At 44.9% G+C, this 25183-nt stretch carries 27 protein-coding genes, 1 tRNA gene and 2 pseudogenes; 6 read left to right on the forward strand and 24 right to left on the reverse strand.

Annotated features, from left to right (window positions below; translation table 11 throughout):
* Positions 1-3: 3 nt before the first annotated feature.
* The 10 genes and pseudogenes from EAO36_RS04815 to EAO36_RS04850 all read right to left on the reverse strand — a co-directional run bounded on the left by EAO36_RS04815 (position 4) and on the right by EAO36_RS04850 (position 8475).
* Entirely contained in the window at positions 4-2034 is a 2031-nt protein-coding gene (locus EAO36_RS04815) for a methyl-accepting chemotaxis protein (RefSeq protein ID WP_120948025.1), read from the reverse strand.
* 27 nt (positions 2035-2061) lie between these two features.
* Complete coding sequence (locus tag EAO36_RS04820) at positions 2062-2568, reverse strand: chemotaxis protein CheW (RefSeq protein WP_328588044.1); 507 nt, start codon at positions 2566-2568, stop codon at positions 2062-2064.
* A 10-nt stretch (positions 2569-2578) separates the two neighbouring features.
* Positions 2579-4966: a hybrid sensor histidine kinase/response regulator gene (locus tag EAO36_RS04825; RefSeq protein ID WP_120948024.1), complete on the reverse strand. Its 2388-nt coding sequence runs from the start codon at positions 4964-4966 to the stop codon at positions 2579-2581.
* Positions 4967-5013: 47 nt separating this feature from the next.
* A pseudogene (locus EAO36_RS09035) lies at positions 5014-5400 on the reverse strand (response regulator); the annotation flags it as partial.
* 65 nt (positions 5401-5465) lie between these two features.
* Positions 5466-5952 (reverse strand): annotated as a pseudogene (locus tag EAO36_RS09040) (chemotaxis protein CheW); the annotation flags it as partial.
* Between the two features lie 116 nt (positions 5953-6068).
* Positions 6069-6503: an exonuclease domain-containing protein gene (locus EAO36_RS04835; protein WP_235852377.1), complete on the reverse strand. Its 435-nt coding sequence runs from the start codon at positions 6501-6503 to the stop codon at positions 6069-6071.
* A gap of 32 nt (positions 6504-6535) precedes the next feature.
* Positions 6536-6661, reverse strand: coding sequence for a hypothetical protein (locus EAO36_RS08935; protein WP_268877267.1), 126 nt, complete (start codon positions 6659-6661; stop codon positions 6536-6538).
* On the reverse strand, positions 6654-7289 hold the full coding sequence (rpe, locus tag EAO36_RS04840) for a ribulose-phosphate 3-epimerase (RefSeq protein ID WP_120948021.1): 636 nt from the start codon (positions 7287-7289) through the stop codon (positions 6654-6656). Before rpe ends, EAO36_RS08935 begins: the two co-directional genes overlap by 8 nt.
* Positions 7290-7297: 8 nt before the next feature.
* Positions 7298-7374, reverse strand: a tRNA-Ile gene (locus tag EAO36_RS04845).
* On the reverse strand, positions 7336-8475 hold the full coding sequence (locus EAO36_RS04850) for an FtsW/RodA/SpoVE family cell cycle protein (RefSeq protein WP_120948061.1): 1140 nt from the start codon (positions 8473-8475) through the stop codon (positions 7336-7338). Before EAO36_RS04850 ends, EAO36_RS04845 begins: the two co-directional genes overlap by 39 nt.
* A 50-nt stretch (positions 8476-8525) precedes the next feature.
* Here EAO36_RS04850 and EAO36_RS04855 point away from each other — a divergent pair, with 50 nt between their 5' ends.
* Positions 8526-9296, forward strand: coding sequence for a sulfite exporter TauE/SafE family protein (locus tag EAO36_RS04855; RefSeq protein ID WP_120955777.1), 771 nt, complete (start codon positions 8526-8528; stop codon positions 9294-9296).
* Here EAO36_RS04855 and EAO36_RS04860 read toward each other — a convergent pair.
* Genes EAO36_RS04860 through dnaG form a run of 4 tightly spaced genes read right to left on the reverse strand, consistent with a single transcriptional unit; the run spans position 9293 to position 13671 of the window.
* On the reverse strand, positions 9293-10054 hold the full coding sequence (locus tag EAO36_RS04860; RefSeq protein ID WP_120948019.1) for a VirB8 family type IV secretion system protein: 762 nt from the start codon (positions 10052-10054) through the stop codon (positions 9293-9295). The two genes, EAO36_RS04855 and EAO36_RS04860, sit on opposite strands and share 4 nt — an antisense overlap.
* A 15-nt stretch (positions 10055-10069) precedes the next feature.
* The gene (locus tag EAO36_RS04865; protein WP_120948018.1) at positions 10070-10927 is read right to left on the reverse strand and encodes a DUF5718 family protein; all 858 of its coding nucleotides are present in this window, start codon (positions 10925-10927) and stop codon (positions 10070-10072) included.
* A 33-nt stretch (positions 10928-10960) separates the two neighbouring features.
* Positions 10961-12019 (reverse strand): 7-cyano-7-deazaguanine synthase, encoded by a 1059-nt coding sequence (locus EAO36_RS04870; protein ID WP_120948017.1) that lies wholly within the window; start codon positions 12017-12019, stop codon positions 10961-10963.
* Positions 12016-13671: a DNA primase gene (gene dnaG, locus EAO36_RS04875; protein WP_120955778.1), complete on the reverse strand. Its 1656-nt coding sequence runs from the start codon at positions 13669-13671 to the stop codon at positions 12016-12018. Before dnaG ends, EAO36_RS04870 begins: the two co-directional genes overlap by 4 nt.
* A 213-nt stretch (positions 13672-13884) precedes the next feature.
* Between dnaG and groES the strand changes: the two genes are divergently transcribed.
* The 5 genes from groES to EAO36_RS04900 all read left to right on the forward strand — a co-directional run bounded on the left by groES (position 13885) and on the right by EAO36_RS04900 (position 17786).
* Positions 13885-14229 carry a co-chaperone GroES gene (gene groES / locus EAO36_RS04880; RefSeq protein WP_053941367.1) on the forward strand — a complete coding sequence of 115 codons (345 nt, stop codon included), beginning with the start codon at positions 13885-13887 and terminating at the stop codon, positions 14227-14229.
* A 61-nt stretch (positions 14230-14290) separates the two neighbouring features.
* Positions 14291-15937 carry a chaperonin GroEL gene (gene groL, locus EAO36_RS04885; protein WP_104751599.1) on the forward strand — a complete coding sequence of 549 codons (1647 nt, stop codon included), beginning with the start codon at positions 14291-14293 and terminating at the stop codon, positions 15935-15937.
* 47 nt (positions 15938-15984) lie between these two features.
* Positions 15985-16896 carry a DNA adenine methylase gene (locus EAO36_RS04890; RefSeq protein WP_120948016.1) on the forward strand — a complete coding sequence of 304 codons (912 nt, stop codon included), beginning with the start codon at positions 15985-15987 and terminating at the stop codon, positions 16894-16896.
* 2 nt (positions 16897-16898) lie between these two features.
* The gene (locus tag EAO36_RS04895) at positions 16899-17522 is read left to right on the forward strand and encodes a GIY-YIG nuclease family protein (protein ID WP_120955779.1); all 624 of its coding nucleotides are present in this window, start codon (positions 16899-16901) and stop codon (positions 17520-17522) included.
* Between the two features lie 18 nt (positions 17523-17540).
* Positions 17541-17786: a hypothetical protein gene (locus tag EAO36_RS04900; RefSeq protein WP_120948014.1), complete on the forward strand. Its 246-nt coding sequence runs from the start codon at positions 17541-17543 to the stop codon at positions 17784-17786.
* Between the two features lie 200 nt (positions 17787-17986).
* Here EAO36_RS04900 and EAO36_RS04905 read toward each other — a convergent pair whose 3' ends face one another.
* The 10 genes from EAO36_RS04905 to EAO36_RS04950 all read right to left on the reverse strand — a co-directional run bounded on the left by EAO36_RS04905 (position 17987) and on the right by EAO36_RS04950 (position 25136).
* The gene (locus EAO36_RS04905) at positions 17987-18670 is read right to left on the reverse strand and encodes a beta/alpha barrel domain-containing protein (protein WP_120948013.1); all 684 of its coding nucleotides are present in this window, start codon (positions 18668-18670) and stop codon (positions 17987-17989) included.
* Positions 18661-19884, reverse strand: coding sequence for a tetratricopeptide repeat protein (locus EAO36_RS04910; protein WP_407925311.1), 1224 nt, complete (start codon positions 19882-19884; stop codon positions 18661-18663). The genes EAO36_RS04905 and EAO36_RS04910 overlap by 10 nt, the downstream gene beginning before the upstream one ends.
* Before the next feature lie 131 nt (positions 19885-20015).
* A complete protein-coding gene (locus EAO36_RS04915; protein WP_120948011.1) occupies positions 20016-20387 on the reverse strand; it encodes a YkgJ family cysteine cluster protein in 372 nt (123 codons plus the stop codon).
* 8 nt (positions 20388-20395) lie between these two features.
* Positions 20396-20962 (reverse strand): hypothetical protein, encoded by a 567-nt coding sequence (locus EAO36_RS04920; protein ID WP_120948010.1) that lies wholly within the window; start codon positions 20960-20962, stop codon positions 20396-20398.
* Positions 20962-21489, reverse strand: coding sequence for a hypothetical protein (locus tag EAO36_RS04925; RefSeq protein WP_120948009.1), 528 nt, complete (start codon positions 21487-21489; stop codon positions 20962-20964). The genes EAO36_RS04920 and EAO36_RS04925 overlap by 1 nt, the downstream gene beginning before the upstream one ends.
* Positions 21473-22486 (reverse strand): hypothetical protein, encoded by a 1014-nt coding sequence (locus EAO36_RS04930; RefSeq protein ID WP_120955781.1) that lies wholly within the window; start codon positions 22484-22486, stop codon positions 21473-21475. The genes EAO36_RS04925 and EAO36_RS04930 overlap by 17 nt, the downstream gene beginning before the upstream one ends.
* A complete protein-coding gene (locus EAO36_RS04935) occupies positions 22486-23106 on the reverse strand; it encodes a lysophospholipid acyltransferase family protein (protein WP_120948008.1) in 621 nt (206 codons plus the stop codon). The genes EAO36_RS04930 and EAO36_RS04935 overlap by 1 nt, the downstream gene beginning before the upstream one ends.
* Positions 23107-23109: 3 nt before the next feature.
* On the reverse strand, positions 23110-24423 hold the full coding sequence (gene miaB / locus EAO36_RS04940; protein ID WP_120955782.1) for a tRNA (N6-isopentenyl adenosine(37)-C2)-methylthiotransferase MiaB: 1314 nt from the start codon (positions 24421-24423) through the stop codon (positions 23110-23112).
* A 7-nt stretch (positions 24424-24430) separates the two neighbouring features.
* Positions 24431-24676, reverse strand: coding sequence for an HP0268 family nuclease (locus EAO36_RS04945; protein ID WP_120948006.1), 246 nt, complete (start codon positions 24674-24676; stop codon positions 24431-24433).
* Between the two features lie 64 nt (positions 24677-24740).
* A complete protein-coding gene (locus tag EAO36_RS04950) occupies positions 24741-25136 on the reverse strand; it encodes a hypothetical protein (protein WP_120948005.1) in 396 nt (131 codons plus the stop codon).
* Between the last annotated feature and the right edge of the window lie 47 nt (positions 25137-25183).

Below are 25183 nucleotides of genomic sequence, written 5' to 3' on the forward strand. Positions count from 1 at the left end.
GCATTAAAACTGCTTCTTGTTGGCATCGTCTAAAATGTCTTTGGAGATGCGATCGATGTTATTCCCCACTTCTAAGGAAGTATTGGCGATATTCAAGTTATTTTGCGTGTCTTGTTTGAAGGCTTCTAAGGAGTGGTTGATTCCCTCCACACTTTGACTCTGCATCTTAATCGATTCGGAAGTATCCGCAATGCTTTGCACCAACACATTAATGTTGGCCTCAATCTCGCCCAACGATTTTTGGGTGCGCTCGGCTAGTTTTCTGACCTCATCAGCCACCACCGCAAACCCGCGCCCATACTGCCCAGCCCGTGCGGCTTCAATGGCGGCATTGAGGGCTAACAAATTGGTTTGATCGGCAATATCCTTGATGATCTCCACAATGTTTCTAATATCCTGCCCTTGTTTGATCATATCCTCGCTTTTGTGGCTAATGCTAGAAATGCTATCCACAATGGACTCAATGGATTTTGAGGTCTGGTGCAAACTTTTATTTTGTTGATCGGCACTCTGAATCAAACTATCCACACAAGTTTTTAACCCCTCTGCCTCATGGCTTAGCGCATTGGCAAAATTAGAGGAGGTGCGCAACATCACCCTAATCCCATTGCTCAAAGTGTCGACGGCTTTTTCAACATTTCCCGTAGGGTTGGGGATACCCTGCCTAAAATCCAGAACCTTGAATCGCTCAAAGGCTTGGTTGATACCCTGCATGTGCGATCCGATATGCTGGCGTAAATACACGGCGACCTCATTAAAAAGCTCTTTAAGGTGCAAGAGATCAGGATTATTAGGTGTGGCGTAGATTTCTTTCGTAAAATCGCCCTCTTTAATGGAACGCACTACGCCCAACATGTCATCAATAGTTGCGTTGTCAGCTTTGGTATTTTCGTGGATTTTGGCAATGTTTTCATTGATGGCTTGCTTCATCACCCCAATTTCATCCAAGGCATATACCTTTGTGATTGGAATATTGTGCTGCCCCTTTGGGTCGTTTAAGAGCTTGAAAAACCCTAGCAAGGTCTCAGAAACCATGCGAATCCGATTGCGCACCAACAAGCGCACTAAAATATAAATGGCAATCACCAAGACCAATATGATGATGACACCCATGCTCAACACAAGATTTTGGAGATAAACAGAGGCTTGTAATACCTTGTCTTTACCGACAAAACGGGCTAACGCCCAATTAAACTTAAAATCCTCGGGACCAATTTTTTGAAAAATATCAAAGGACTTCACCACTAACAAACTGTTCTTCTTCTCGCTGAGAGAATAGTAATCAAAAACACCCGCTTTTAAAGCCTTGATAGCCTGCACCAAAGTTTTAGCTGAGGGGTCGGGATTGACATCTGCTAGAAGCTTGCCCCGAATGTTTTTATCATAGGCGATGAGCAAGTACCCATCTTGATTGAGCAAAAAGGTATCGTTTTTATTGCGCATCACCGCGTCTGTGAGGCTATCAATGCTAAAAAAGGCAGTCAAGACTCCGATTACTTTGCCGTGCTGTTTTAAGGGCACCCCTAGATCAAACCCAAAAACCGGCTTACCATCAATTTCGCGGAAGTAGGGATCGTTCTTGGCAATCCTAGAAGTCTGCAATATCCCGTCATAGAGCTTGGGGGAATAAATCTCTTCTTGATGCATCATCTCAAAAGAAGCCCCCACCATGTGCATCACAGATGAGCCTTGCGGATTACCAGGTAGAGTCAAGCTAATGAGGGTAATATTGATCGAATCGGCCAAAAAGCGTTGCATCAATTCGAGGCGTTTTTCTGGAGGGACTAAGCCCCCAGCATTAATTAAATCTTTGCTCAAACCACTCAAATGGGCAAATGAGCGGTCCATGATTCTCTGCAGGCGCATACCTCCCTCATTGACGTTGTCTTCCAATGTTTCAATGGTCTTGGTTTGAGTAACATTTTTAACTTGGATTCCCACCACAAGCCCCAAGACCAAAATCCCTAATACCACGATAATGCCCACACCGACTACAATCTTTGTGCCAATGCTTAGACGTGAAAAAGCAGACATGAACCTCCTTTGGATTAACAAGGGCTCTTAAAAGTCTTTTTTTAAGATTTCCTCAACTTTCAAAATAGAAACCAGTTTGTCCTCCCGCTTCCCAATACCAAAGATGAGTTGGTTATTCTCCAATAGGGTTTCGGGCACGGGGTCGATGTCGGATTGTTTGATGCGAATCGCCTCTGTGAGGCGGTCGATATAAAACCCCGCAATCTGGTCGTTGTGGCGCACCACCAAATAACGCATATCCTTATTGAGTTTCTCAGGGGGCAGACCAAATTTGAGACGCAAGCTAATGAGGGGGAAGACATTACCCCGCAAATTGAAGACTCCCAGCACATAGTTAGGGGTTTCAGGTACGCGGGTATAACCAATGGGCTTGACAATCTCTAAAATATTGAGAATGGGGATGGCATATTCCTCCGTCCCAATGATAAAACCGATGAATTGTAAAATCTCCTCATTATCATCAGCCCTATTCTCGTCTTTGTTCCCCTTCTTTTGTTTCTCAAACAGCTCTTTTAGGGCCATTGCATCTTGCATGTTTTCTCCTCTAATCTAACTTAATGCTCCGTTTGACCACATTGGCCAAATACTCAGGGCTATAGGGCTTGGTGATGTATTCGGTCATCCCGCTTTCCACCCCTCTAATGCGATCGGTCTTGGTTACTCGTGAAGTGACCGCAATCAAAGGCAGGTTTTTAAATTTGTTGTATTTACGCACTTCGCTAGCAAAGGCATACCCATCCATCTTGGGCATTTCAATATCCACCAACACCGCATCGGGAACTTTGTCGGCATTTTTGACCATCTCCAAGCCCTCCACGCCATTGCTCGCCTCAATCACGGTAACGCCTAGAGACTTTAAGGATTTACGCATCATGGCGCGATCCGTGCTACTGTCATCGATGGCGAGCACAATATAATCACTGGGGTTGTTTTTGATATTGGAGTTTTGGGCTTCATCAATGAGGCTATTGACATTGACCTTCACATTTTTAGCCATTTCCATCATCGTGCCCACATCCACAATCAAGGTGATCTTACCATCCCCACGCACGGTTGCCCCAGCAATCCCCTTCGTGCTTTTGAGATAGTAGCCCAAAGATTTGATGACCACTTCCTCTTGCCCGATCAAGTAATCCACAATCACCCCGATTTTTTGATCGGCTAGCCCAATGATCACCACATAGACCTCTTTAGAATCCTCTAAGATCGCATCGACCTTAAAGATGTCCGCTAGGCGCACTAAGGACAGCACTTCATCGCGCAATCTTAAAACACTTTTGCCATCTACGCTATAAATCTCATCTTGGCTAATGCGCACGGTTTCCAGCACAGAGGAGAGGGGGATGGCATAGTATTCCTCTTGCACACCCACCAGCAAGGCTTGGATAATGGCAAGAGTTAGGGGGATTTTAAGCTTTTGGGTGGTCCTAACGCCCACTTCTGATTCTAATTCGATGATCCCATTGAGTTTTTCAATATTGGTTTTTACCACATCCATACCCACACCCCGCCCAGAAACATTGCTTAGGGTTTTGGCGGTGGAGAAGCCGGGCTTGAAGATGATATTAAGGGCTTCTTTGTCTGTCATCGTGCTAGCTTCCCTCTCGGTGATAACACCTTTTTCAATCGCCTTTTCTTTGAGTTTTTCTGGATCTAGCCCGGCCCCATCGTCTGTAATCTTAATCACAATGTGATTGCCCTCATTATAAGCACTCAACTCCACACGCCCCATTTCAGGTTTGCCTAACATCTTGCGATCTTCAGGCTTTTCAATGCCATGATCACAAGAGTTGCGGATAATGTGGATCAACGGATCGCCAATCTCCTCTACAATGGATTTATCTAGCTCGGTCTCTTCTCCATCAATGACCAATTCAATGCTCTTGCCCAATTCCCGACTCAAATCGCGCACCATGCGGGGGAATTTATTAAACACCTTGCCAATAGGTTGCATTCTTGTTTTCATCACAGCCAGCTGTAAATCGGTGGTAACTGCTGAGATGGAAGAGACCACTTGGTTTAATTCCTCTAAGAATTTTTCCCCATCATAGCGTTCCTCTACATCGCCATAAATGCGGATCAAGCGGTTTTTGCCTAACACCAATTCTCCAATGAGATTCATCAGGTGATCCAAGCGACGCACATCTACGCGCACGGTTTGTTCGACCCCAATGGCAACAGATTTGTCTTGATCTTTTTTGCTTTGAGGACCTGCTTGGGGCTTTTCTGGGGTTTTAGGGGTTTGGGGGGTTTGGGGTTTTAGAGGCTGGGGTTTGTTCTCTAGAGCCTTTTGGCCCTGTTCTTTTCTGAGTTCGGTACGGCGTTTTTTATCAGCCTCTTGGCGGAGTTTTAGTAACCGATCAATCTCTTTTTCCACCTCTTCAGTGCTCATGTTGGCATAATCAGGCTCTGGCTCACTAGCCAAAGAGGATGGCTGGGTTGCAGACTGGGCTGGAGGTGCAGGCTCTGAGGGGGGAGGAGGGGGCGGGCTAGGCTCGCTTGGAGCAGACTCTGAAGAGGGAGTTTCATCGCCACTATGTGTGGCGTGGGCGATGCTTTGGAGTTCTTTAACGATATTGGTAATATCAATGCCCGAATTGGTATCCGATCCGGTGTCGCGAATAGTTACTAAGAGTGTTTTCATCATATCCACCGATCGCAGGACGACATCCATTACATCGGGGGTGATGATGAGCTCACCCTTGCGGGCTTTGTTCAAAACATCTTCCATATTGTGGGTCAAATGGGTCAGAATATCCAAGTTGAGGAACGAACTAGAACCCTTGATGGTGTGGGCGACCCTAAAAATGCGGTTGAGCAAGTCTAAATCTTGCGGGTTGTGTTCTAACTCCACCAAATCCTGATCAAGCTGTTCGTTCATTTCGAAGGCTTCTACCAAGAAGTCTTCCATGATCTCCTTCATATCATCCATCTAAACACCCTTTCTGTCGTTTAATGTATTATACTCCAATTTGTGGGTTATCCTAAAATCTTGGCAATTTCATCAGCAAAGCGGTTGGGATCGAATTTCACCAAATAACCCTTTACCCCTAAATCTAAAGCTCTCTGTGCGCTGTAGTCATCACAAATAGAGGAGTTGAAAAGGACGGGGATATTGGCAAAACGTGGGTCTTCTTGGATTTTAGAAAAGAAATGGTAGCCATCCATCTTGGGCATCTCTACATCGGAGACAATCAGTTTTAAATGTTTACTCAAGGTCTCTTGGTATTGGTTATAGAGCATCTCTAGTTTAGCCAAACCATCTTTGCCATCCACAGCCTCTACCACCTGAAACCCTAGTTTTAAGAGAGTGTGTTTAATGATTTTGCGCGCTGCCCGACTATCATCTACAAACAAAGCGATTCCATCAAATTTCTTAGCATGTTCTTCTAGGAGGTCTTTTTTGGAAACATGGGGGATACTAAACTCAAAGTCGTTTAAAATGCTCTCCAAATCCAAAATCAAGAGAGTTTTATCCCCCTCAATTTTAGTTGTACCTGTGATCTTGTCTTGATTTGCATTGCTATGCGCACTAAAGGTAGCCGATTCAACATCACTCCAACTAATGCGCCGGATGCGCTTGGCTGCATGCACCACAAAACCCATCTTTACACTACTAAACTCGGTGATCACCACGACTTTTTCTTCAATACGCTGTTCATCCACAGTGATCCCCAGCCATGTAGAGAGATCGATTAGGGGGATAATCGTGGAGCGCAAATCAAAGACTCCCACCACATATTTTAGGTGCGTGGGGAACTCGAAAATCTCAGGCATCATGATGATCTCTTGCACCTTAGAAACATTGATCCCATAAATCCCCTCGTAGGGCTTGCCATTTTGCAACCCAAAGATCCGAAAATCCACGAGCTCGATTTCACCTAGATTTAAAGCCGTGTCTAAACTTTGTTCTGTCAAGAGCGATCCCTAATTACCTAAAATCTTACCGTGTGCATTCTACCCTATTTTATCTTATATTTGTTATTTTGGACTTGCTGGGGAGTTATTCTTGCCCAATCCAAACCCTATTTTGCTCAGTTTAATTTGCCCATGCTGTAATCCAGTAAGTCTTGGGTGGTGGTGATCTCTGCGGGCAAAGCATTCAAGCAATGCTCAAAAACCTTAAGAGCGATTAGGGCATCAGCATAGGCACGGTGGGTAATGGGGATTTTGATCCCCAAGTGGGTGTTGAGAAACTTTAAGCCATGCTTGGGACTAGGGATGCACAGACGGCTTAGATTCAAGGTGCAGAGTTGGGGGTTAAAAAGCCCCTCGCCCAAGACTTGCTGGCTGGTGCAATGGATAAAATTAAAATCAAAAGCCACATTGTGGGCAACAAAAATATGATCCTGCAAGAGGTCTTTAAACACACGCAAAACGGGGATTAAAGAGGGCGCGCCTTGTAGGTCTTCAGGTTCAATGCCGGTTAGCTCGCTGATCTTGGGCGGGATATCCTCACAAAAAACCAAACTGGCATAACTTTTTACCAGCCGCCCCTTGCCTAGTGGGGTGGGTGGGGGGCATAGAGCAAGGCGGCAATTTCTATGATGCTGGAAGTCTCTGGTTTAGAACCAGTGGTTTCAATATCCACAAAGCAATACAATGAATCGCGGTAACTTTTAGGCATCAATGGCTTGGAGGACTTGGAGGGCCTGTGCGGGGTTGTTATGGTTAAATAAGAAACTGCCCACCACCAATAAATTAGCCCCAGCTTGGCTCAATAGGCGCGCATTTTGATCGTTGATCCCCCCATCGACTTCCAGCACCCCGGCATAGTGGGGGAAGCGTTGTTTGAAATCGTGAAGTTTTTGGAGAGTGAGGGGTAAAAAGCTCTGTCCCCCAAAACCCGGATTCACACTCATGAGCAAGACTAAATCTAAATCTTGGATCACATAGTCCAATACGCTTAAGGGGGTTGCAGGGTTGAGACTCACCCCGGCTTTAATCCCTAAATCTTTAATATGATGCACCACCTTGTGCAGATGAGGCGTGCTTTCGGCATGCACGCTCAAAAAGGCAGGCTTTAAATCCTGATAAAGCGCAATACCAAAGAGGGGATCGGTTACCATCAAATGGACATCTAGGGGGATTTGCAACTTAGGGAGATTTTTGAGTACGCAAGGACCAAAAGTTAGATTAGGCACAAAATGCCCATCCATTACATCCACGTGCAAAAAATCTACCCCATGTACGCGCGTAATACTCCGTCTTAAATCTAAAAAATCCGCACTCAAAATACTAGCTGCTACTTGCATGGAGACCTTGGTGGATTCTGTAGGACTTGAACCTACGACCAATCGGTTATGAGCCGAATGCTCTAACCAGCTGAGCTAAGAATCCTTTTTTTCGATAAGAAGGGGGATTATAACCAAATCCAAATTTAAATGCAAGTAAGTTTTCAAAAATGGCAAAGAGGATAATAAAAGTGATGAAACTACTGCCTCCATAACTTAAAAGAGGCAGGGGCAAGCCCACCACAGGGGCTAATCCTAGAGTCATGGCAATGTTCACGCTGGTATAAATAAAGATCAAAATTGCGATCCCACCCGTGATCGTCTGCAAAAAGCGATCTTTGGGATCGCTTATAAAATAGGAGAAAAAATGCAAGACAAAGAGCAGATAAAAGATTAAAAGCGCAAATGCCCCTAAAAAGCCAAAGCGTTCCACAAAATAGGCAAAGATAAAATCACTGGTGGCAATGGGCAAGAATTTTAATTTAGCTTGGGTGGATTCTTCTTGGGACTTGCCCAAGAGCCCGCCTGAGCCGATGGCAATAATGGATTGGCGGACATGGTAATTAGGTTTTTCGGCAATAAAATCGTGGATACGCTTTTTTTGATAGGCGTGCAAGGAGCCATAAATGAGTGGGGAGGCAATGGCAAAGACAATGCCCAGCGTCATCCACACCTTGGGATGCACACCCACCAAAAACAACACACCAAAACCCATGATCAAAATCACTAAGGCCGTGCCCAAATCGGGTTGTTTTAAAATCAGCCCAGCCGGGATAATGATGTAAATACTCAATTTTCCAAAGACTTTCCAGCCATAGCCCCCCGGGGGGATGGGGTGCGTGCTGATCAAGTGGGCCAAGAGCAACAAGATTGCGATTTTGACCGGCTCGCTAGGCTGGAAGGTCCAAGAAGTGCCCGGGATCACTAGCCAGCGTTGCGCCCCTAGTTTGGAAGTGCCCATAAAATTAACAAGCAAGAGCAGAAAAATACAGCCCCAGTAGAGCAAATGGAACAAGTAATCAAACTTTCTAAAGGGGATCAAAAACACAACCCAAAATACGATAAAGCCTATTGCGAAATAAAAGCCTTGTTTGAGGCTTAAAGTCGTATTGGCTTCATGGACTAAAAAGAAAGAGAGACCCATGAGGGGCAGGAGAAAAAAGAACAATAGAAAATCAAAGTGGGTCAAAATCCGGCGATCAATCATGGCGGGGATTTTAGCACAACTTCATTATAATGGAGTCAAAAGGCTACGCTATGGAGATGGTACAATTAGGCTTGTTTTTGCTACTAGGCTTACTGACAGGTGTAATGGCAGGCTTTTTTGGCATTGGGGGGGGCATGGTGATTGTGCCCACCTTGCTTTTAGCCGGGTATTCCTATGATGGGGCAGTAGGGATTTCAGTCGTGCAGATGGCTTGTTCCTCTGTTGTGGGGAGTTGGAGCAATTTTAAAAAGGGCTTGTTAGATTGGAAGGTGGGGATTTATGTTGGGCTGGGCGGACTCATTGGGGCTAGCTTTAGTGGACTCATTTTAAGCGTAGTGCCCCACAAGGTGCTCTTAGGGATTTTCATCGCCATCACCATTTATTCTTTTTGGCGTTTTTTATTCATCAAGCCTAGCTCTCAAGTCTCTTTTAAAACGCTAGAACCCAATTCCAAAGATAAAGGGATTTTAATAGGCATTGGCGTGCTCACTGGGATTTTTGCCATTAGTTTGGGCATTGGGGGCGGGGTGTTGATGGTTTCCATGCTCTCTTACTATTTTGGTTTAAGCCCTAAGCAAAGCGTGCCTTTAGGGCTATTTTTTGTGGTGTTTTCCTCCTTTAGTGGGGTATTGTCCTTAATGCAACAAGATTTCTTAGGACCAGCAAACTTACAAGGGGGGGTTATTGTGGGGATTGGCAGTATTTTAGGCGTGATGGGCGGGGTGCGTTTAATGCCACTTGTTTCCAATGCGTGGCACCGGCGTTGCCTCTTGGGAGTCTATGCTCTCTCGATTTTGGTTTCTATTTACAAACTTTTTTAAGGGTTTTTCAGTGAGTTTAACTCCACGATGCTATAAGCATTAACCTCAAAGCCGGTCGGGTTTTTGGGCATGGGTTCATAATCAAGTTTGGGGGTTACAAAGGCATAGCTTAGCGTGATGTGGTAGCGTTTTTCATAGGTCAGCTTACCCTCATGAAAGAGTCTAGCCACAATCTGCACGCTGGCGATATTTTGGGCGTTACTATCTTTGAGCAGGGCGATATTAATAATCTTAATGTCGCGATCCATTTTGGCATTGGTGTAAATGCTATGCTTGGACGCGACCAAATTTTCAAACACTTCCCAAACCTTTTGGCTACTCTGCAAGCGCACTGCCTCGTAACGGATTTGATCATCAATGTGGTTAATGGATTCGCGATTGAGCACATAAGTGCCCACCAAAGAACGCACAAGGGCTTGGTTGCTGGTGATGCTCTCATCGGCACGCTGGATAATGGCATAATGCTTGTCTTGATTGGCAAAATCTACAAAGTGGTGCTGGGTTTCTTTTAAAGGCAAGAGGATTACAAGGGCGATGGCTTGGCTCAGACTCACAAAGGCTAATAGGGCGATTAATTTGTAAGCGATTGCGGTGTTTTTACGCTCCACTCTAAAGACGCTATTTAAATCCAAGCGTTGCAATGCCAAACTCTCGATCTTGCTATTGATCTCCTGCTCAAATTGGGCTTGAGAAACCTCAATCTTGGCGAGCAAAAGCTCTAAGTCTTGAGGTGTGGGCGTGCCCGGACTATCTGGCATAACGGGCTTGGCAAGCTAACAAGTTGTAACAACCAAATTTTTATCCACCACCACCTTTTGTTGGATAAAAGATACACTCTTAAGGGGGGTTTGCTGGAGTTGGTTGGAGGCAACAATGTCGAAAATCTTATCAAAGCTATAACGGCGGTGGTTGTAGGCAATGATAGTGATACAATCATCTTGTTTTAAAAAATTTTCTTGGGCAAAGGGCAGGTAGGGTGTAGCACCAATAGCAATAATGCATTTAGAAGGGTAGCCATGCACCCTAAACACTTCCTTGAGATTTTCCAAACTCCCCGTATCTTCTTGGGTGTTTAACATCTCCACAATCCAGCTTAACAGCTTATCATAGAAGTATTCGTATTTGACAAGCTTAGAGTTTTCGCCATAAATGTGGGTTTCCCCATCTCTAGTTAAAAAAGAGGCGATCGAATAATCATTGCACACCCCGCCATAGACAAAGCGATCGATCAGCAATTTCTCGCCCATGCCCTTAGAGGCTTTGGAAAAGTTCTTTTTCTCAGAGAGTTTTTTTGCCTTGAGATTGCGGATCGAAGCATCATTGAAAGCCATAAAATAATGGGGTGTGATGTTCTCCACCAAGTGCTTATCATTATAGATAATTTCACATTCTAGGGCGATCTCTGGCTCGGCTTGGGCGCGCAAACTTGCATTATCAGGCAAGATCACAAACTCATTATCCATACAATAACGCCCCAAATACCCGCTATCATTGGGCAGGTAAAAAGGGAAAAGACCCTTGGGTGCGTCTTTTTCAATGTGTTTCATGTTGATAAAGCTATGGGCTTCGCCCGCTTGCTCTAAATGTCTGGCAAAATTACCCACAACCCCTAATCCAATAAATTTTTCCATGTCTAGCTCCTCATTGCACTATTATACAGCCTCTCAACCCATGAAAAGATACTTTTGTGCCTCTTCTCTTTGCAAAGGGTTTAGATGCAACACCTCAGCCCCCACCTGCACCCCATAAGCGCGTGCGCACTCACTTTTAGCATAACTCAACACAATTTGGGCGGCTAGTTTTTTCTCCTCTAGGCTAGCGCATTTTTCTACAAGCCCCAAAGGTCCCTTGCAATCCAGTAATTCGATTTTATCCATCAAAGGGTGTGGGGCTTGCAATTTGGCATTTTCTAGCTCATTGCGCGCCACGATCACGCGGGTATTGCCCACGACCAGATAGCGCCCCACCTTGACGATTAAATTATCCTGCACCACCATTTGTTGTTGGGTGTTTTGGCGGTGGGCTTGGAGGTCTTTGAGTTTAGCACTCACACTCAAGTCTGTCAGCAAACACCCACCCCCGGGCTTTTCATAATATTTTAAACCCAATTCTTGCACCTTAGAGAGTTGCCGCACACGGCTACGCCCCTGCACATCCCACAACCGCGTGCGATCCACCCAACCCTGTTTTTCCATAAAGCTAGGCTCTAAGAGTTGGGCACTCATAGGCCTTAGCAAGAGTTGATCTAAAAATTGGGGTTTATTGGGGTTATTGCCCTGACGATCCAGCAAGCTATCAAAGCAACTTTCTTGCCCAAAGGCGCGCACCAATTTTCTAACCTGCCCTAGGGCTTCCTTGCGCTGACTCTTGGGGCGTTGCCCTAATACCTCCCCACTGATCACAAAATCTGCCTGTAACTCTAAGAGTTTGTAAAAAGCCTGCCTGAACATATTGGCATGGCAATCAATGCAGGGATTAAAATACTTGCCATAGCCGTATTTAGGCTTAAAAAGCACTTCATTAAAAAATTGCTCTTGGATGTCGCACACCAGCAAGCCCACGTCAATTTGTTGGGTGGCATTTTGCAAATACTCTAATTTATCTTTGTTCCCACCAAACCCGATATTAAAATGCAGGGCGGTAACTTCGATCCCCTGAGAGGCAACTAAATACATGGATAGTAGGCTGTCTAACCCACCACTAAAAAGAGCTAGGGCTTTCATATTTTGACTAATTCTCCTTGTTCGCATAGATAACGCTTCTTTTTCCATTCATTCATCATAGCAATGCGTTCTGAAAGGTCTAAATGGGTATAGAGCGTGTGGATTTGGGTTATCTGCCATTCACAATGGCGTTTAATGAATTTAACTAAATTGTCCTTAAAGCCATGGGGTTCAATGGGTAGGCGATCATCTAGCATGATCGCCACTAGGCACACCTGATCGAATTGCCCTAGACACAACGCCTTAAACTCCTCTTGGCAATGCTTGAAACTTTCCACATTAACAAAGTCTAAGGCATTCTTAATCAAGGCATGATCTAAAGCCATGTATTTGATCAAGACCTCCTCTAAAGGGTCTAAAATGGCACGCTCACCCGAGGGGCTAGGAGTGGGGAGCTTTTGTTTTTTAAGCCCAATTAAACCACTTTGGGGGATTTCTAGTAAATGGGCTGTCATTTGTTGGTAATCCTCTTGCACCACTAAGGGGAGATCGTGCAAAAAATTTTGGGCGGCTTGGAGGGCTTGCTCTTTTTGCAAGGGATCATTTAGGTTATGCCGTTCTCTAATGCCTCTAAGCACAAACTCAATAAATTTCATTGGCTGGGCTAGAAGTTCTTGGAGGCGTTCAGTTTGCCCACTAGCAATCATCTCAGCGGGGTCCAGATTGTTTTCAAAAACCACTACCCCCCCGCTTTTAAGTTCTTTGGCTAGCAGTTGGCTTGCTTTTAAAGCGGCATTATGACCAGCACGATCGCCATCATAACCCATCACAACAGAGGGCATACCTCGGTTTAAAATAGGCAAATGTTGTTCGGTTAAAGCCGTCCCCAAAGTGGCTACGGCATGCTTGATCCCCGCTTGGTGCAATAAGATCACATCTAAATACCCCTCTGTTACCAAAATCTGTTTTTGTTTTAAGATCGCCTCACGGGCTAAGAAATAGCCATATAAAAGCTTGGATTTATTGAAAAGGGGGGTTTGGGGCGAGTTGATGTATTTTGCTACTTTAGCCGCGTGTGAATCGGTATCCAAAATCCGCCCCCCAAAACCCACGATCTTGCCATTGGGGTTATGGATGGGGAAAATCAAGCGGTTGGAAAAGCGGGCATAACTCTTGCCCTCATATTGGGTGAGCACGCCTAATTGGACGAGCATGGAACGATCAAGGCGGTATTTAACAATAAAATTCTCTAGGGCTCTAGGGTGGCAAAACCCTAGTCTGAATTCTTGCACACTGGAGAGACTAACCCCCCTTTTTTCCAAATACTTTTGAGCGGCTGAGTTTGTGGCGAGTTGGGTTTGGTAGCAATGCGTAATTTGTTCCAACAAATCCCATCCTTGGGTGCTTTGCTGGGTTTTGTGGGTATATTCTAAGGGCACACGGAACTTGTCGGCTAACTTCTGCACCGCCCCCGCAAAATCCAATTTTTCATACTCCATCACAAAGGTGATTGCATTGCCCGATTTGGAGCACCCATAACATCTAAAGGAGTTTTTTTGGGGATTGACAATGAAACTGGGGGTTCTTTCGTTGTGGAAAGGGCAGATTGCTTGGTAGTTGATCCCTGTTCTCTTGAGCTCGATATAACCTTGCACGACTTCCACAATGTCAATGACTTGCTTGAGTTGCTCTAAGGATTGTGCGCTAATCATATTTGGTATTTAGCATAAGAGAGCTTGTATTTGGCTTTTTCTGCCCTCTATCAATATTTATATAACTAACAATAATTATCTTTAGTCTAAGTGGCTAATATATATTGAAAAAAATATTTTAATATTGGAATAACTCTTGACTTATCCAAAAATTTTTGTTATTATTTGGCACTTAAATTTTTAAGTGCTAATTTTTAGGACTAAGGAGACGATATGTTCAAGCCATTAGGCGAAAGAGTGCTAGTTGAAAGACTAGAAGAAGAAAAGAAAACCGCTTCTGGGATTATCATCCCTGACAACGCCAAAGAAAAACCCCAAATGGGCGTGGTCAAAGCCGTCAGCCACAAAATCAGCGAAGGGTGCAAATGCCTTAAAGAGGGCGATGTGGTGGCGTTTGGCAAGTACAAAGGCACAGAAATCGTACTAGGCGGGAAAGAATTTATGGTTTTAGAGCTTGAGGATGTGCTAGGCGTGGTGGATTCTTGCTGCCATGGGCATGAGCACGGGCATAAAAAAGGCGATCACAAACACGAGGGCGACTGCTGTCATAGCCACTAAGCTAGACTTTGGGGCGTTTTAGCGCGCCCCTCCCATTCATACAACAAAAAAAGGACAAACAATGGCAACTAAAGAGATCAAATTTTCAGACAACGCACGCAATAAACTTTTTGAAGGCGTGAAACAACTCAATGACGCGGTTAAGGTTACCATGGGACCAAGGGGGCGCAATGTGCTCATTCAAAAAAGCTATGGCGCGCCTAGCATTACTAAAGATGGCGTGAGCGTGGCTAAAGAAATTGAGCTCGCCTGCCCTGTAGCCAACATGGGCGCGCAACTGGTTAAAGAAGTGGCGAGCAAAACCGCCGATGCGGCTGGGGATGGCACCACCACCGCCACCGTTTTAGCTTACAGCATTTTTAAAGAGGGACTACGCAACATTACCGCTGGGGCTAACCCTATTGAAGTCAAACGCGGGATGGATAAAGCCAGCGAAGCCATCATTGCCGAGCTGAAAAAATCTAGCAAAAAAGTGGGTGGCAAAGAAGAAATCACCCAAGTTGCCACCATTTCGGCTAACTCCGATGAAAAAATCGGCAAATTAATCGCCGATGCGATGGAAAAAGTGGGCAAAGACGGCGTGATCACCGTTGAAGAAGCTAAGGGAATTGAAGACGAACTAGATGTGGTGGAGGGCATGCAATTTGATCGTGGCTATCTTTCTCCCTACTTTGTTACCAACGCCGAAAAAATGACCACCCAGCTAGAAAACGCTTACATTTTGCTCACCGATAAGAAAATCTCTAGCATGAAAGACATTTTGCCCTTGTTGGAGCGCACCATGAAAGAGGGCAAACCCCTTTTGATCATCGCTGAAGACATTGAGGGCGAAGCGCTCACAACTCTAGTGGTCAATAAACTTAGGGGTGTACTCAATGTGGCAGCGGTCAAAGCCCCCGGCTTTGGCGATCGCCGTAAAGAAATGCTCAAAGACATCGCAATCCTTACAGGCGGGCAAGTGATCTCTGAAGAGCTAGGCAAAACCCTAGAAAACGCCGATGTGAGCGATCTAGGCGTGGCGGCGCGCATTGTGATTGACAAAGACAACACCACCATCGTGGATGGCAAGGGTCAAGCGCATGCCGTTAAAGATCGCATCGCCCAAATCAAAACCCAAATTGAATCCACCACCAGCGACTACGATAAAGAAAAGCTCCAAGAACGCTTGGCAAAACTTAGCGGTGGCGTGGCGGTGATTAAAGTGGGTGCGGCTTCTGAAGTGGAAATGAAAGAAAAGAAAGATCGCGTAGATGACGCGCTTTCTGCCACCAAAGCTGCGGTTGAAGAAGGGATTGTGATTGGTGGGGGCGCGGCTCTCATTCGTGCCGCCCAAAAAGTGCATTTGGAATTGCATGAAGATGAAAAAGTGGGCTATGAGATCATCAAACGCGCTATTAAAGCCCCTCTAGCCCAAATCGCGGCCAATGCGGGTTACGATCGCGGTGTGGTGGTCAATGAGGTAGAAAAGCACAAAGAAGCCCATTTTGGTTTCAACGCGAGCAATGGCGAATATGTGGACATGTTTAAAGCGGGCATTATTGACCCCCTCAAAGTAGCGCGCATCGCTTTGCAAAACGCGGTGTCTGTCTCTAGCTTGCTCTTAACCACTGAGGCCACTGTGCATGAAGTTAAAGAAGACAAACCAGCTCCGGCTATGCCTGATATGGGTGGCATGGGCGGTATGGGTGGCATGGGCGGTATGATGTAGCCTTGCCTTTGCTTTTTGGAGGGGGACAAGGAGGGGGAATTTCTGCTATGTATTCAGCCAAAAAATCTCTTTTCTTAGATCATTTGCGATCGCAAAAACGGCACTATAAACGCTACACTAAAAGCCCTTTGCGCTATGGCGGGGGTAAATCTTTGGCGGTGGGCTTTATCTTAGAACACATGCCCGCTCGCCTCACAAGGGTTATTAGCCCTTTTATGGGCGGAGGGAGTGTGGAAATCGCCTGTGCTAGAGAACTGGGCTTAGAGGTGTTGGCTTTTGACATTTTTGATATTTTGGTGAATTTTTGGCAGGTGCTCTTAAAAGATAAAGCGCGTCTTTATGAAGCCCTGCTTGCGCTAAAACCCACGCAAGACACTTATAACACCATTAAAACCGAGCTCAAAGCGCATTATCAAAAAGAGCGCGTGTTAGACCCGCTCACTTTGGCGCGGGATTATTATTTTAACTTCAACTTGAGTTATGGCCCCGGGTTTTTGGGCTGGATGAGTAAGATTTATACCGATGAAAAACGCTACTATAACGCCCTAGCTAAGTTAAAAAACTTTGATGCCCCCACTTTAAGCGTGCAATGTGCAGACTTTAAGGAAGTGCTTTTAGCCTACCCTAATGACTTTGCCTATTTAGACCCACCTTACTTTTTAGAGGGAGATTCTAAGATGTTTAAAGGGATTTATCCCATGCGCAATTTTCCCATACACCATAATGGTTTTGCCCATGAGCAATTAGCCCAAATGCTTAAAAATCGCCCCGGACCCTTTATTTTGAGTTATAATGATTGCGCCTTTGTACGGGAGGCGTATCAAGATTTTAACATTGTTGAATTGGCATGGCAATACACGATGGGGCAGGGAGAAACCAGAATGGGCAAAAACCGCCTTGAGCGGGGCGATGTGGGGTATGTGAAAAAGTCTCATGAACTTTTAATTATTAAGGAGTGAAAATGCGCATTTTAGAAGTCAAAACAGCCTTTAAAATCGCAGATGTGGAGTTTGTGCCCGGTAGTACAAAACTTAACTTCAATTATCTTAAAGAATTGAAAGATGAAGACCACAATCCCCTACCCCAAAGCATTCTGACTAAAAATATCGCCCGGGTGTATTTAATTGTTGTGGATGGGATGATTAAAAAGATCGGGGGCTCTCAAGCACAAGGGGGGATTAAAAACACCCTGGAAATTTATAGAGATGGGGGTGTGAAAGGGAGACCGAGCATCCGCAGTTTTGGGATTTGGTATTTTCTCTACCACACCATTTTATCGGGCAAAAAGATAGAATTTTACATGATTTATCAAGATAATTTTAAGGCGCATGTTAAAGGCTTATTGGGGCTACACGAAGTGCCTGAGCCTTCTCTTAGCTATAAATTTTTAGAAAATGCGTGTCTATTAGATTACCAAAAAGTGATGGGGTGTTACCCTGAGTGGAATGTCCAAGAGCAGGGCAAGGATTGGCCCAGTGAGGCTAAAGACACCCACGCCCGCCTTTTACAAAACGCCCAAACTAGAAAAAAGAAAATAACAAGGGGTGTGGTGCAAAGCCCTAAAGGCACAGATGGGGGAGATTAGTGGGGTTCAAGTGGCAAGGTGGCTTTGGCTGTGGTGATCGGGGCTATTGGTGTGGCTGTCACTGCATTGCTGGTAACTGGAGGCACAGTAGCCCCGGCTAGTGGTGTAGTTGCTGGGGGTGCTGTGGCGGTGCTTGGGTTTCCTGCCACCACTTCGGCGGTCGCCATTGCCTTTGCAGCCGGCGGGGTGGGGGTGCTGAATAAATTGAGAGGGTATGATCTCAAGAAAATTTCTGACACCCATGTTGTGCTGACAAGAAGTTAGAATAACATGAGTGCTTCCATAAAAGACACAAGAGATGGTGCCTAGAGCCTATTGTGCTAGTCAAGCATGCATCCTTCTAGTTTTTGTAGGTATTCTCAATAGCGGGTACACTCTAGATCACCTTAAGGCCTTAAAACGCACCAACTCGATGCCAAATAATAATCATAGCCTCTAGATCTCTTAATACCACTGCCTTATTCTTATTTTTGAGCCTGTTCTGAAGTTTTGATCACCAGTGCATCCACACCATAGGAGTTTTGAGCATTAGGGACTAGGTCTTCTGAGTCTTTGAAAATCAGGGGTCTTTGGGGTGTGAGTTCTAGGAGGGTTTTAAAGTTTTGGGGGAAGTAGAGGGCTGGGGCTTTGGCTAAAATGCTTGTCTTGAGTTCTTTAGGGGTGGCCACCTCCACAATGCCAAGCAACCCCAAGCGCACGCTATACTCTAATATCTCCTTGAGGTTTTTTGCCAATAAAGAGGCGTTGAGTAAGAGCGCATCAGCCCCATGTACCAAGGACTCTAAGATTTGATACTGGCTCATAAAATAATCTTTGTGAATCAAGGGTTTAGGGCTCAAGCGGCGTATATAGCCCAGTAAGTCTAGCACTTCTAGGGCAGGCATGCCCTGCGTGTAGAGGGGAGTAAAATCCAGCAAAAGAGCACGTGCATTGTCTGCTTGTTCGAGTTTTTCTAATAAAAATTCCAAATCCCAGTTAGCATTAAGATATAAAATAGAGTGGGCAATCTCTTGAGAGGGAGGGCGTTTCAAGTCTTCTAATGCGAGTCTGGGGACATATGGGTTATAGGCCAAACTCCTGCCCAAGAGTTCAAAGGGGGTTAGGGATTCCTTGATCTCTAGGTAAGCTTGAAGGGTCTTTATTGGCACGCGGCAATGGATTTAGAATGGGCTTTTAGCTCGGGTTGGGAGTTGATCTCCTCTTCAGAAATGCTAAAAAAGAGTTTTTTGGCTTCAGAGCAACTACCCAGCTTGTAATACCCCCATGCCAGCGAGTCGATGTAGAAAATCGAATCGGGCTCGATTTTTAAAGCCACCTTGACATAATCAATGCCTTTTTTAATGTCTAAATCGTATTCGATGAGGGAATAGCCCAAAAAGTTATAAAAGAAGGCATCTTGCCCATCTAAATCGCCCTTGGTTTTGATCAAGGCTTGCTTGCGTTGCATAATCGCCTGTTCTAATTTTTTGGTGATTTGGATCACATCAGATTTTTGGAGGGCGTTATTGGCACTCAAATCCTCATAGGTGTAAATAGCCTCTAGGGCTAAAAACTTCGGGTCTTTCTGTTCGTTGTAGATCAGGCCCGCTTGTTTGGCAGCTAGGGCAAATTTTTTCTGGGCGGTGTAGAGGTCTAGGAGCAAACGGCGATCGAAGGGGTAGCTTTGGGCAATTTGCTGGGCTTTGTCAAATTCTTTGAGCAAAACCAAGACGCCGATATAAAGCTGGGCATTGCGCACAACGGGTTCTTTCTCGTAGAGTTCGCCAAATACCCTTTTAGCAACTTGTAACTCATTGAGCTGGATAAGTGTATTAAAACTCCTTTGGCACAAATCGGGCGAACAGCCGTATTTTTCTAAATGTGAGGAGAGCAAATCGATCGCCTCTTGTTGGCTGTTTTGCACAAAAAAAATTGTAATGAGTTTTTCTAGGCTATCTTCGTCATGGGCTTGGTTGTAAATCTTGTTGAAAATCTCAAAAGCTTTGCTGTAATTTTTCTGCCCCAAATAGAGCGAGCCCAAGACACTATCCAACATCAAAGATTTATCTTCTTTGCGGATTTTTTCTAGCAAGCTAATCGCCTTATCAATCTGCCCAGTTTTAATATAACCATCTACTAGGATTTTATTGATGTAAATATCCTTATCGTTTTTGGTAACCTTTTTGTAGAGCATCGCAAGCTCTACGGCTGTGTTGATGTCGCCCAAGCTAGCCGCCGAGATGGCTGCCTCTTTGGCATATAGAATATTGTTGGTTTCTTTGTAAAGACGCAAATAACCCTTTTTGGCTGTGGCAAAATCCCCGCGTTGGAAGGCATCTGAAGTGATGAGGATTTGTTGATCCTCTGTTAAGCCTTGTGCCATCAAAGCCGTGCTACAAAACACTGCCCCCAATGCCAAGCACCATTTTTGATAAAATCTCTGCTGTTTCATCCAACCTCTTTAGTTTTTTTTAAAAATCCCTAGACTATATCATAAAATCCATCTTTTTTGGACTAATCCATGCGCACGCCCGGGCATAGGGCTAGAAGCTTTTCACGGTTAGTTTTAAAGCATTCCCAAAAGGGAAAAGTTTGGCACTGCTTGGGGCGCACGGGGTAAATGGCGCAACGTTTGGTTGGCTCATCTAAGAATACACATGCATAACCAGAGGAGAGCAACGCCCTTTTTTCTAATAAGCTATAGGCATTGCCCACTCGTCTGACATAGCGTAGGGTAAAAGTTTCAAAGGGCATGTTTAAAAAAAGACTGATCGCTTTTAGTTCGGCAATACTAGCAAAAACATACCCTTCTGCCCCCAAACAACAGCGTGCCCCACAAGAATCGCATGCCTTAGAATCAAAGCTAAAATTAAATCCTTGTTCCATGTTCTACCTTAAGGACGATCCACTTGATATTCAATGTGAATGACAAAACCCATTTTAAAATAGTTGCCTTGTTTGGTGATGCTAACAGGTAACTCAATCTTGGTATAGCTAAGATTCACCAAATGATCTAAAAAAGCATAAAAATCTTTTAGAGATTGGGCATGCACGCCCACGTCCAAACTATCATAGATGACATGCTTGATGGGATCCACTCTTCTAGCTTGTTCTTGAATCGTGATATGGCTAAAATACTGGTTTAAAATCTTGTTGAGCGCACCGGATACCACTTGGTAGCTTGGATCTTGCAGAATAGCGGTGTTTTTTTGCTTAATATTGCGGTAAGCTTGCAAAGTAGCAAGAAAGCTCTTTTGTTTATAGCTGGAAATCGCTTGTTTTTGCCTAGATTCGGTGTTTTGCGTGCGGTAATTCTCCATTTTAGGCCAAAGCCAAATACGGATGCCCACCAGAGTTACTAAGGTAAAAACGAGAGTTAAAATAAAATTTTTGAGGAGTCGTTGGAATAAAATATCCTTGCGGTATTTACTCTCATAGGTCAAGCTATCGCTTTGATCCATCAATCTCCTTTTTGCTCGATAAAGGGCAACACAGATGAATTGGTCGAAACAAAGTGCAACCAACCATTTTTAAGGGGCGTAAATTCTGTATGGCTATTTTCAAAGATCGCATCGAGGCGTTGCTGGAGCGTGGTTTTAAAGGTGTCTTTAGAGGGGACAATGCCCGTAATGGTGAGACTAGCATAGTCAATGGTGATGGATTGGATAGTGATCACATCGGGGATAATGCTCAAAATACCCTTGATGGATTCTTTGACATTGATCGTGTAAGCGGATTTATCCTTAACATTTTGGACAGCCTGTGCCACCTGCAAGATTTCTTGCTTGAGGCGTTTATCGCGGTGGTTGTAAATATTACTCTCGATTTGATAAACATCGGTCGCACGGTTGGTGGCCTTAGTGTAGTGGCGTAAAAAATAGGCTAGTCCCCAAATCAGACACAAGGACAAACACATGTAAAAAACCCAAACTTTGGTGAGTAAATCCATCATGTGCTTGGGCGTGGGTTTGCTATAACTGAACTTCATTGTAATATTCTTTTTTAGCCAAAATGCTCATCTGCTCGACAAGAGAGATGGGCATTTGCACAATGTCTAGCATAAGCTCATCTTGGAGAATTTCTAACATCTTAGGCGAGATTTGATAGGTGTTGAGAATCCAAACCTTCTCAATAAAATCCTGAACCAAGTGGTGCTCATAGACAACTTTCATCGATTCTTGCAAGAATTTGACAATATCTGCAACATGCACCATGCTATCCACCAAACTTTTAGGGTCTTGCATGTCTGGAGTTGCGGATTCTTTTTGGGAGCCATCTTGAAAATTGGGATCGATGTGCATCAAATTAGCCTCAATGGAACTCAAAAAAGACTTGAGCAACGCCTCTTCTTTTTCATATTCTTCCTCTTTTTCCTTGCCCTGTACCTCTAGATGTTCTTTAATAACCTCTAGGGCATACCATTTGCTATAACAAATCTCCTTGTGGTTACTCACCATGACACAAAGCCTAGAGTGTTCCAATAGCCCATAAATGGCTACATTGTCCTCTAAAATAGGCTTAATGCACGCATAGAGTATTAAAAAGGGCGAAAAGATATAGTCAATGTAGGGCATCACGCTATTAAAACGCTCTAAATCCTGCTTGAATGATTGTTTTAGAATGAAAAAATAATATTGATCCACCTCTAACAAGAGCACATCTTTTTTACGCACGCCTGCTAAATGTTTCTCTAGCTCCTCTTTTTTGCACATGCCCTGATCTGTGCTCTTGGACATGCCACACAGATAACAAAAAGGATAGAGTTGGAGATATTCGCGGGCATTCTTTAAGACTTTGATGGGAATCAAACCATCTTTAACCGGATAAGCCTTATTGGTTACATCCAAAACTTTCTTGCGTTTGAGTCGTTCGATATAGACTTGCAAGGTCTCGTGATCCAAATTGAGGCAGATAAACACATTGGAGAAGAAAAAAAAACGGATTCTATCATAAAAGATACCCCTAAAAAAACTCCACAAACCCATTAAGAAAGCTCCATGCGTTGTGCGATCAACGCCTTAGCCTCGCTTAACTCCATCTCTTTGGGGATAAAAAAGGGCTCTAGCATATAATAATTGACTTGCGAAAAGGGTTTGGGGAGTTGGAAGCGATCCCAAGTCTTGAAGGTAAAGGCATTTTGGAAGATCACACGGCACACTACAACACCCACCCCGCTTTTTTGGGCCAACGCCACCACGCCATCAGCAATGCTATGATAAGGACCTTTAGGGCCATCGGGAGTCAAGCCTACATCTGCGCCCGCCTTCAAAAGCCTAATCCCCTCGACCAACACACGCACACCACCTTTTTTACTCGACCCGCGAATCGCGTTAAACCCAAAACATGCATACAGTCTAGCAGCCAGCGTACCATCAAAATGTTGGCTGGCCACCACATACAAATTGGGCTTTTTTTTAAGACGCAAGTAGGCAAAAGGCAACATGGCAATCTCACCATGCCAAAAACTAGCAATAAAAGAAGTGTTTTGCAAACTGCTAGCCAAATGGAAGCGGTTACGGCAAGTCTTAAACAAAAGCCTTAAAATCCAATAGAGCAACACGGGCACAGCCCACAACACAAGCCCACTTCTAAACCGCTTTAACAAGCCCTATGCTCCTAAACACAAAGCTCCTCTCAAACTCCCTTTGTGTTGATCGACCACCTTCACAGCGACCAAATCGCCCAACTGCACGCCCAAAGCCTCAAAACGCAACAAACGCCCATTATCGCTACGCCCCTCAGCCACACCCTCAGCGGTATTTTCCACCAAGACCTGATGGACCTTACCCATCTCTTGGGTGGCTTTTTGCTCTAAAATCTCCTTGTGTCTGGCTTGCAGGGTTTCTAAATTGCGTTGGGCAATCTCTTTGGAGACTTGGTTTTCCCAGCTACCCGCAGGGGTCAGCGGGCGGGGGGAATAGACAAAACTATAGAGTGTATCAAAACGCACCCGTTCTAAAATGTCCAGTGTGTCTTCAAAATCAGCTTGGCTCTCCCCGGGAAAGCCTATGATAATATCCGTGCTGATCCCCACATCAGGGACTAAAGCCTGTAATCTTGCGATGCGATCTAAATACCATTCACGGCTATAGCCTCTTTTCATCGCTTTTAAAATGGCATTTGAGCCACTTTGCAAGGGGATATGGATACTTTTACACACCTTGGGATTGCGTGCAAAGCATTCCAAAAAGGCATTATCCATGTGTAGGGGGTGGGGGGATGTGAAGCGAATCCGCTCCAAACCCTCAATTTGACTCAAAGCGTCTAGCAAATGATTAAAATTGACCTTGGGGTGGGCATTGCTAAAGCGCACGCCATAATTATTCACATTCTGCCCTAAGAGCATAATCTCTTTAGCACCCAGTTGCACACGCCTTTGGGCCTCTTTGAGGATCAAATCCATGGGCACTGAAATCTCTTTACCTCTGGTGTGGGGTACAATGCAATAAGTGCAATGTTTATCACAACCTACAGAAATATTAATGAGTGCCTTGAGTTGGCTTTTTTGGGGGGTGGCAAAAACATAGGTGCTATCATCGTGATCCAAACCCACTTCAACGGCTTTAGGCTGGTGGATGATCTGGGTGATCTTAGAAGTTTGGCGCGCACCTAGCACAAAATCCACACTCGGGGCTTTTTTTAAAATCTTTGCTCCCATGTGGCTCGCACTGCACCCACACACGCCAATTTTGGCCCCGGGTTTTTTGATCTTGGCAAAATGCCCGATCTCTGAAAACAACTTGCGTTCGGGCTTTTCACGTACACTACAAGTGTTGATTAAGATTAAGTCTGCCTCTTGGGGCCGATTCACGCCCACATAGCCCACCTTGTGCAACTCGCTAGCCAAATGCTCGCTGTCGCGCGTGTTCATCGCACAACCCATCGTCTCAATGTAAAGCTTTTTAGTGGCAACTTCTGGCATGCGCACCCTAGATAACGTGGAGCTGGTAGATAAAATCCTTGTCATCGGTGCTAATCTGCACCTCAGACAAATAAGCCTTGCACCCCTTTTGGGCCAAGAAATCGACCGCCTCCAACATGTCCCTATGGGTGTTGCTCGGGGCGAAGTAAAAGATATGCTCTTTGTGTTTGAGGTATTTTTGGTGTAAATCCTCTAAGCTAATGGTGTGGCTCTTGCTCTGCTTGCGATCCGATCTAGCCAAGCGCAACTCCATTTGACCCCTTTATAATGGATTAAGCTTGCGAGTATAACGCACTTTGGCTTAAAACACCAAACCCCTAAATATCAAACCCAAAGCCTGAATTGGGATCATCAGTGTGGCGGTGCCCAGCTTTATGAGGGTGGCGCGCACTCCCCCCATCTGAGATGGGGGCACAATGGTCCTTTTTATGGGTGTTGAGTGGATTATGGTAGGAATTGCACAAATAAGACTGCCTGTAGTAGCTGATAGCCTCTTTTTTGTGCAAGTGGGCAAGGGGCGTGCTACCCTTAGAGCAACTCATATTGACCTCAACGGGTTCTTTGGAGAGAGAATCCATGAGCAAAGAACTAGGGGCTTTACCTGTCGTCTTGTTTTTTGGAGGGAGTGCCACAACACCTACCCCCAAGGAGCGTGCCAACTCTTGAAATGCTAAAACCTGTTCTTGTTTAAGATTTTGGACTAATAAATCCATGAAAACTCCTTTATGGACTAGATTTCCCATTCCTTGACTAAAATATT

Origin of the sequence: Helicobacter mehlei (assembly GCF_003660265.1) — a bacterium.
GTDB classification, from domain to species: Bacteria; Campylobacterota; Campylobacteria; order Campylobacterales; family Helicobacteraceae; genus Helicobacter; species Helicobacter mehlei.

Coding starts and splice junctions, on each gene's coding strand:
- EAO36_RS04815 (WP_120948025.1), bottom strand. CDS start 2,034: ATGTCTGCTTTTTCACGTCTAAGCATTGGCACAAAGATTGTAGTCGGT.
- EAO36_RS04820 (WP_328588044.1), bottom strand. CDS start 2,568: ATGCAAGATGCAATGGCCCTAAAAGAGCTGTTTGAGAAACAAAAGAAG.
- EAO36_RS04825 (WP_120948024.1), bottom strand. CDS start 4,966: ATGGATGATATGAAGGAGATCATGGAAGACTTCTTGGTAGAAGCCTTC.
- EAO36_RS08935 (WP_268877267.1), bottom strand. CDS start 6,661: ATGCCTAAAAGTTACCGCGATTCATTGTATTGCTTTGTGGATATTGAA.
- rpe (WP_120948021.1), bottom strand. CDS start 7,289: ATGCAAGTAGCAGCTAGTATTTTGAGTGCGGATTTTTTAGATTTAAGA.
- EAO36_RS04850 (WP_120948061.1), bottom strand. CDS start 8,475: ATGATTGATCGCCGGATTTTGACCCACTTTGATTTTCTATTGTTCTTT.
- EAO36_RS04855 (WP_120955777.1), top strand. CDS start 8,526: ATGGAGATGGTACAATTAGGCTTGTTTTTGCTACTAGGCTTACTGACA.
- EAO36_RS04860 (WP_120948019.1), bottom strand. CDS start 10,054: ATGCCAGATAGTCCGGGCACGCCCACACCTCAAGACTTAGAGCTTTTG.
- EAO36_RS04865 (WP_120948018.1), bottom strand. CDS start 10,927: ATGGAAAAATTTATTGGATTAGGGGTTGTGGGTAATTTTGCCAGACAT.
- EAO36_RS04870 (WP_120948017.1), bottom strand. CDS start 12,019: ATGAAAGCCCTAGCTCTTTTTAGTGGTGGGTTAGACAGCCTACTATCC.
- dnaG (WP_120955778.1), bottom strand. CDS start 13,671: ATGATTAGCGCACAATCCTTAGAGCAACTCAAGCAAGTCATTGACATT.
- groES (WP_053941367.1), top strand. CDS start 13,885: ATGTTCAAGCCATTAGGCGAAAGAGTGCTAGTTGAAAGACTAGAAGAA.
- groL (WP_104751599.1), top strand. CDS start 14,291: ATGGCAACTAAAGAGATCAAATTTTCAGACAACGCACGCAATAAACTT.
- EAO36_RS04890 (WP_120948016.1), top strand. CDS start 15,985: ATGTATTCAGCCAAAAAATCTCTTTTCTTAGATCATTTGCGATCGCAA.
- EAO36_RS04895 (WP_120955779.1), top strand. CDS start 16,899: ATGCGCATTTTAGAAGTCAAAACAGCCTTTAAAATCGCAGATGTGGAG.
- EAO36_RS04910 (WP_407925311.1), bottom strand. CDS start 19,884: ATGGCACAAGGCTTAACAGAGGATCAACAAATCCTCATCACTTCAGAT.
- EAO36_RS04915 (WP_120948011.1), bottom strand. CDS start 20,387: ATGGAACAAGGATTTAATTTTAGCTTTGATTCTAAGGCATGCGATTCT.
- EAO36_RS04920 (WP_120948010.1), bottom strand. CDS start 20,962: ATGGATCAAAGCGATAGCTTGACCTATGAGAGTAAATACCGCAAGGAT.
- EAO36_RS04925 (WP_120948009.1), bottom strand. CDS start 21,489: ATGAAGTTCAGTTATAGCAAACCCACGCCCAAGCACATGATGGATTTA.
- EAO36_RS04930 (WP_120955781.1), bottom strand. CDS start 22,486: ATGGGTTTGTGGAGTTTTTTTAGGGGTATCTTTTATGATAGAATCCGT.
- miaB (WP_120955782.1), bottom strand. CDS start 24,423: ATGCCAGAAGTTGCCACTAAAAAGCTTTACATTGAGACGATGGGTTGT.
- EAO36_RS04945 (WP_120948006.1), bottom strand. CDS start 24,676: ATGGAGTTGCGCTTGGCTAGATCGGATCGCAAGCAGAGCAAGAGCCAC.
- EAO36_RS04950 (WP_120948005.1), bottom strand. CDS start 25,136: ATGGATTTATTAGTCCAAAATCTTAAACAAGAACAGGTTTTAGCATTT.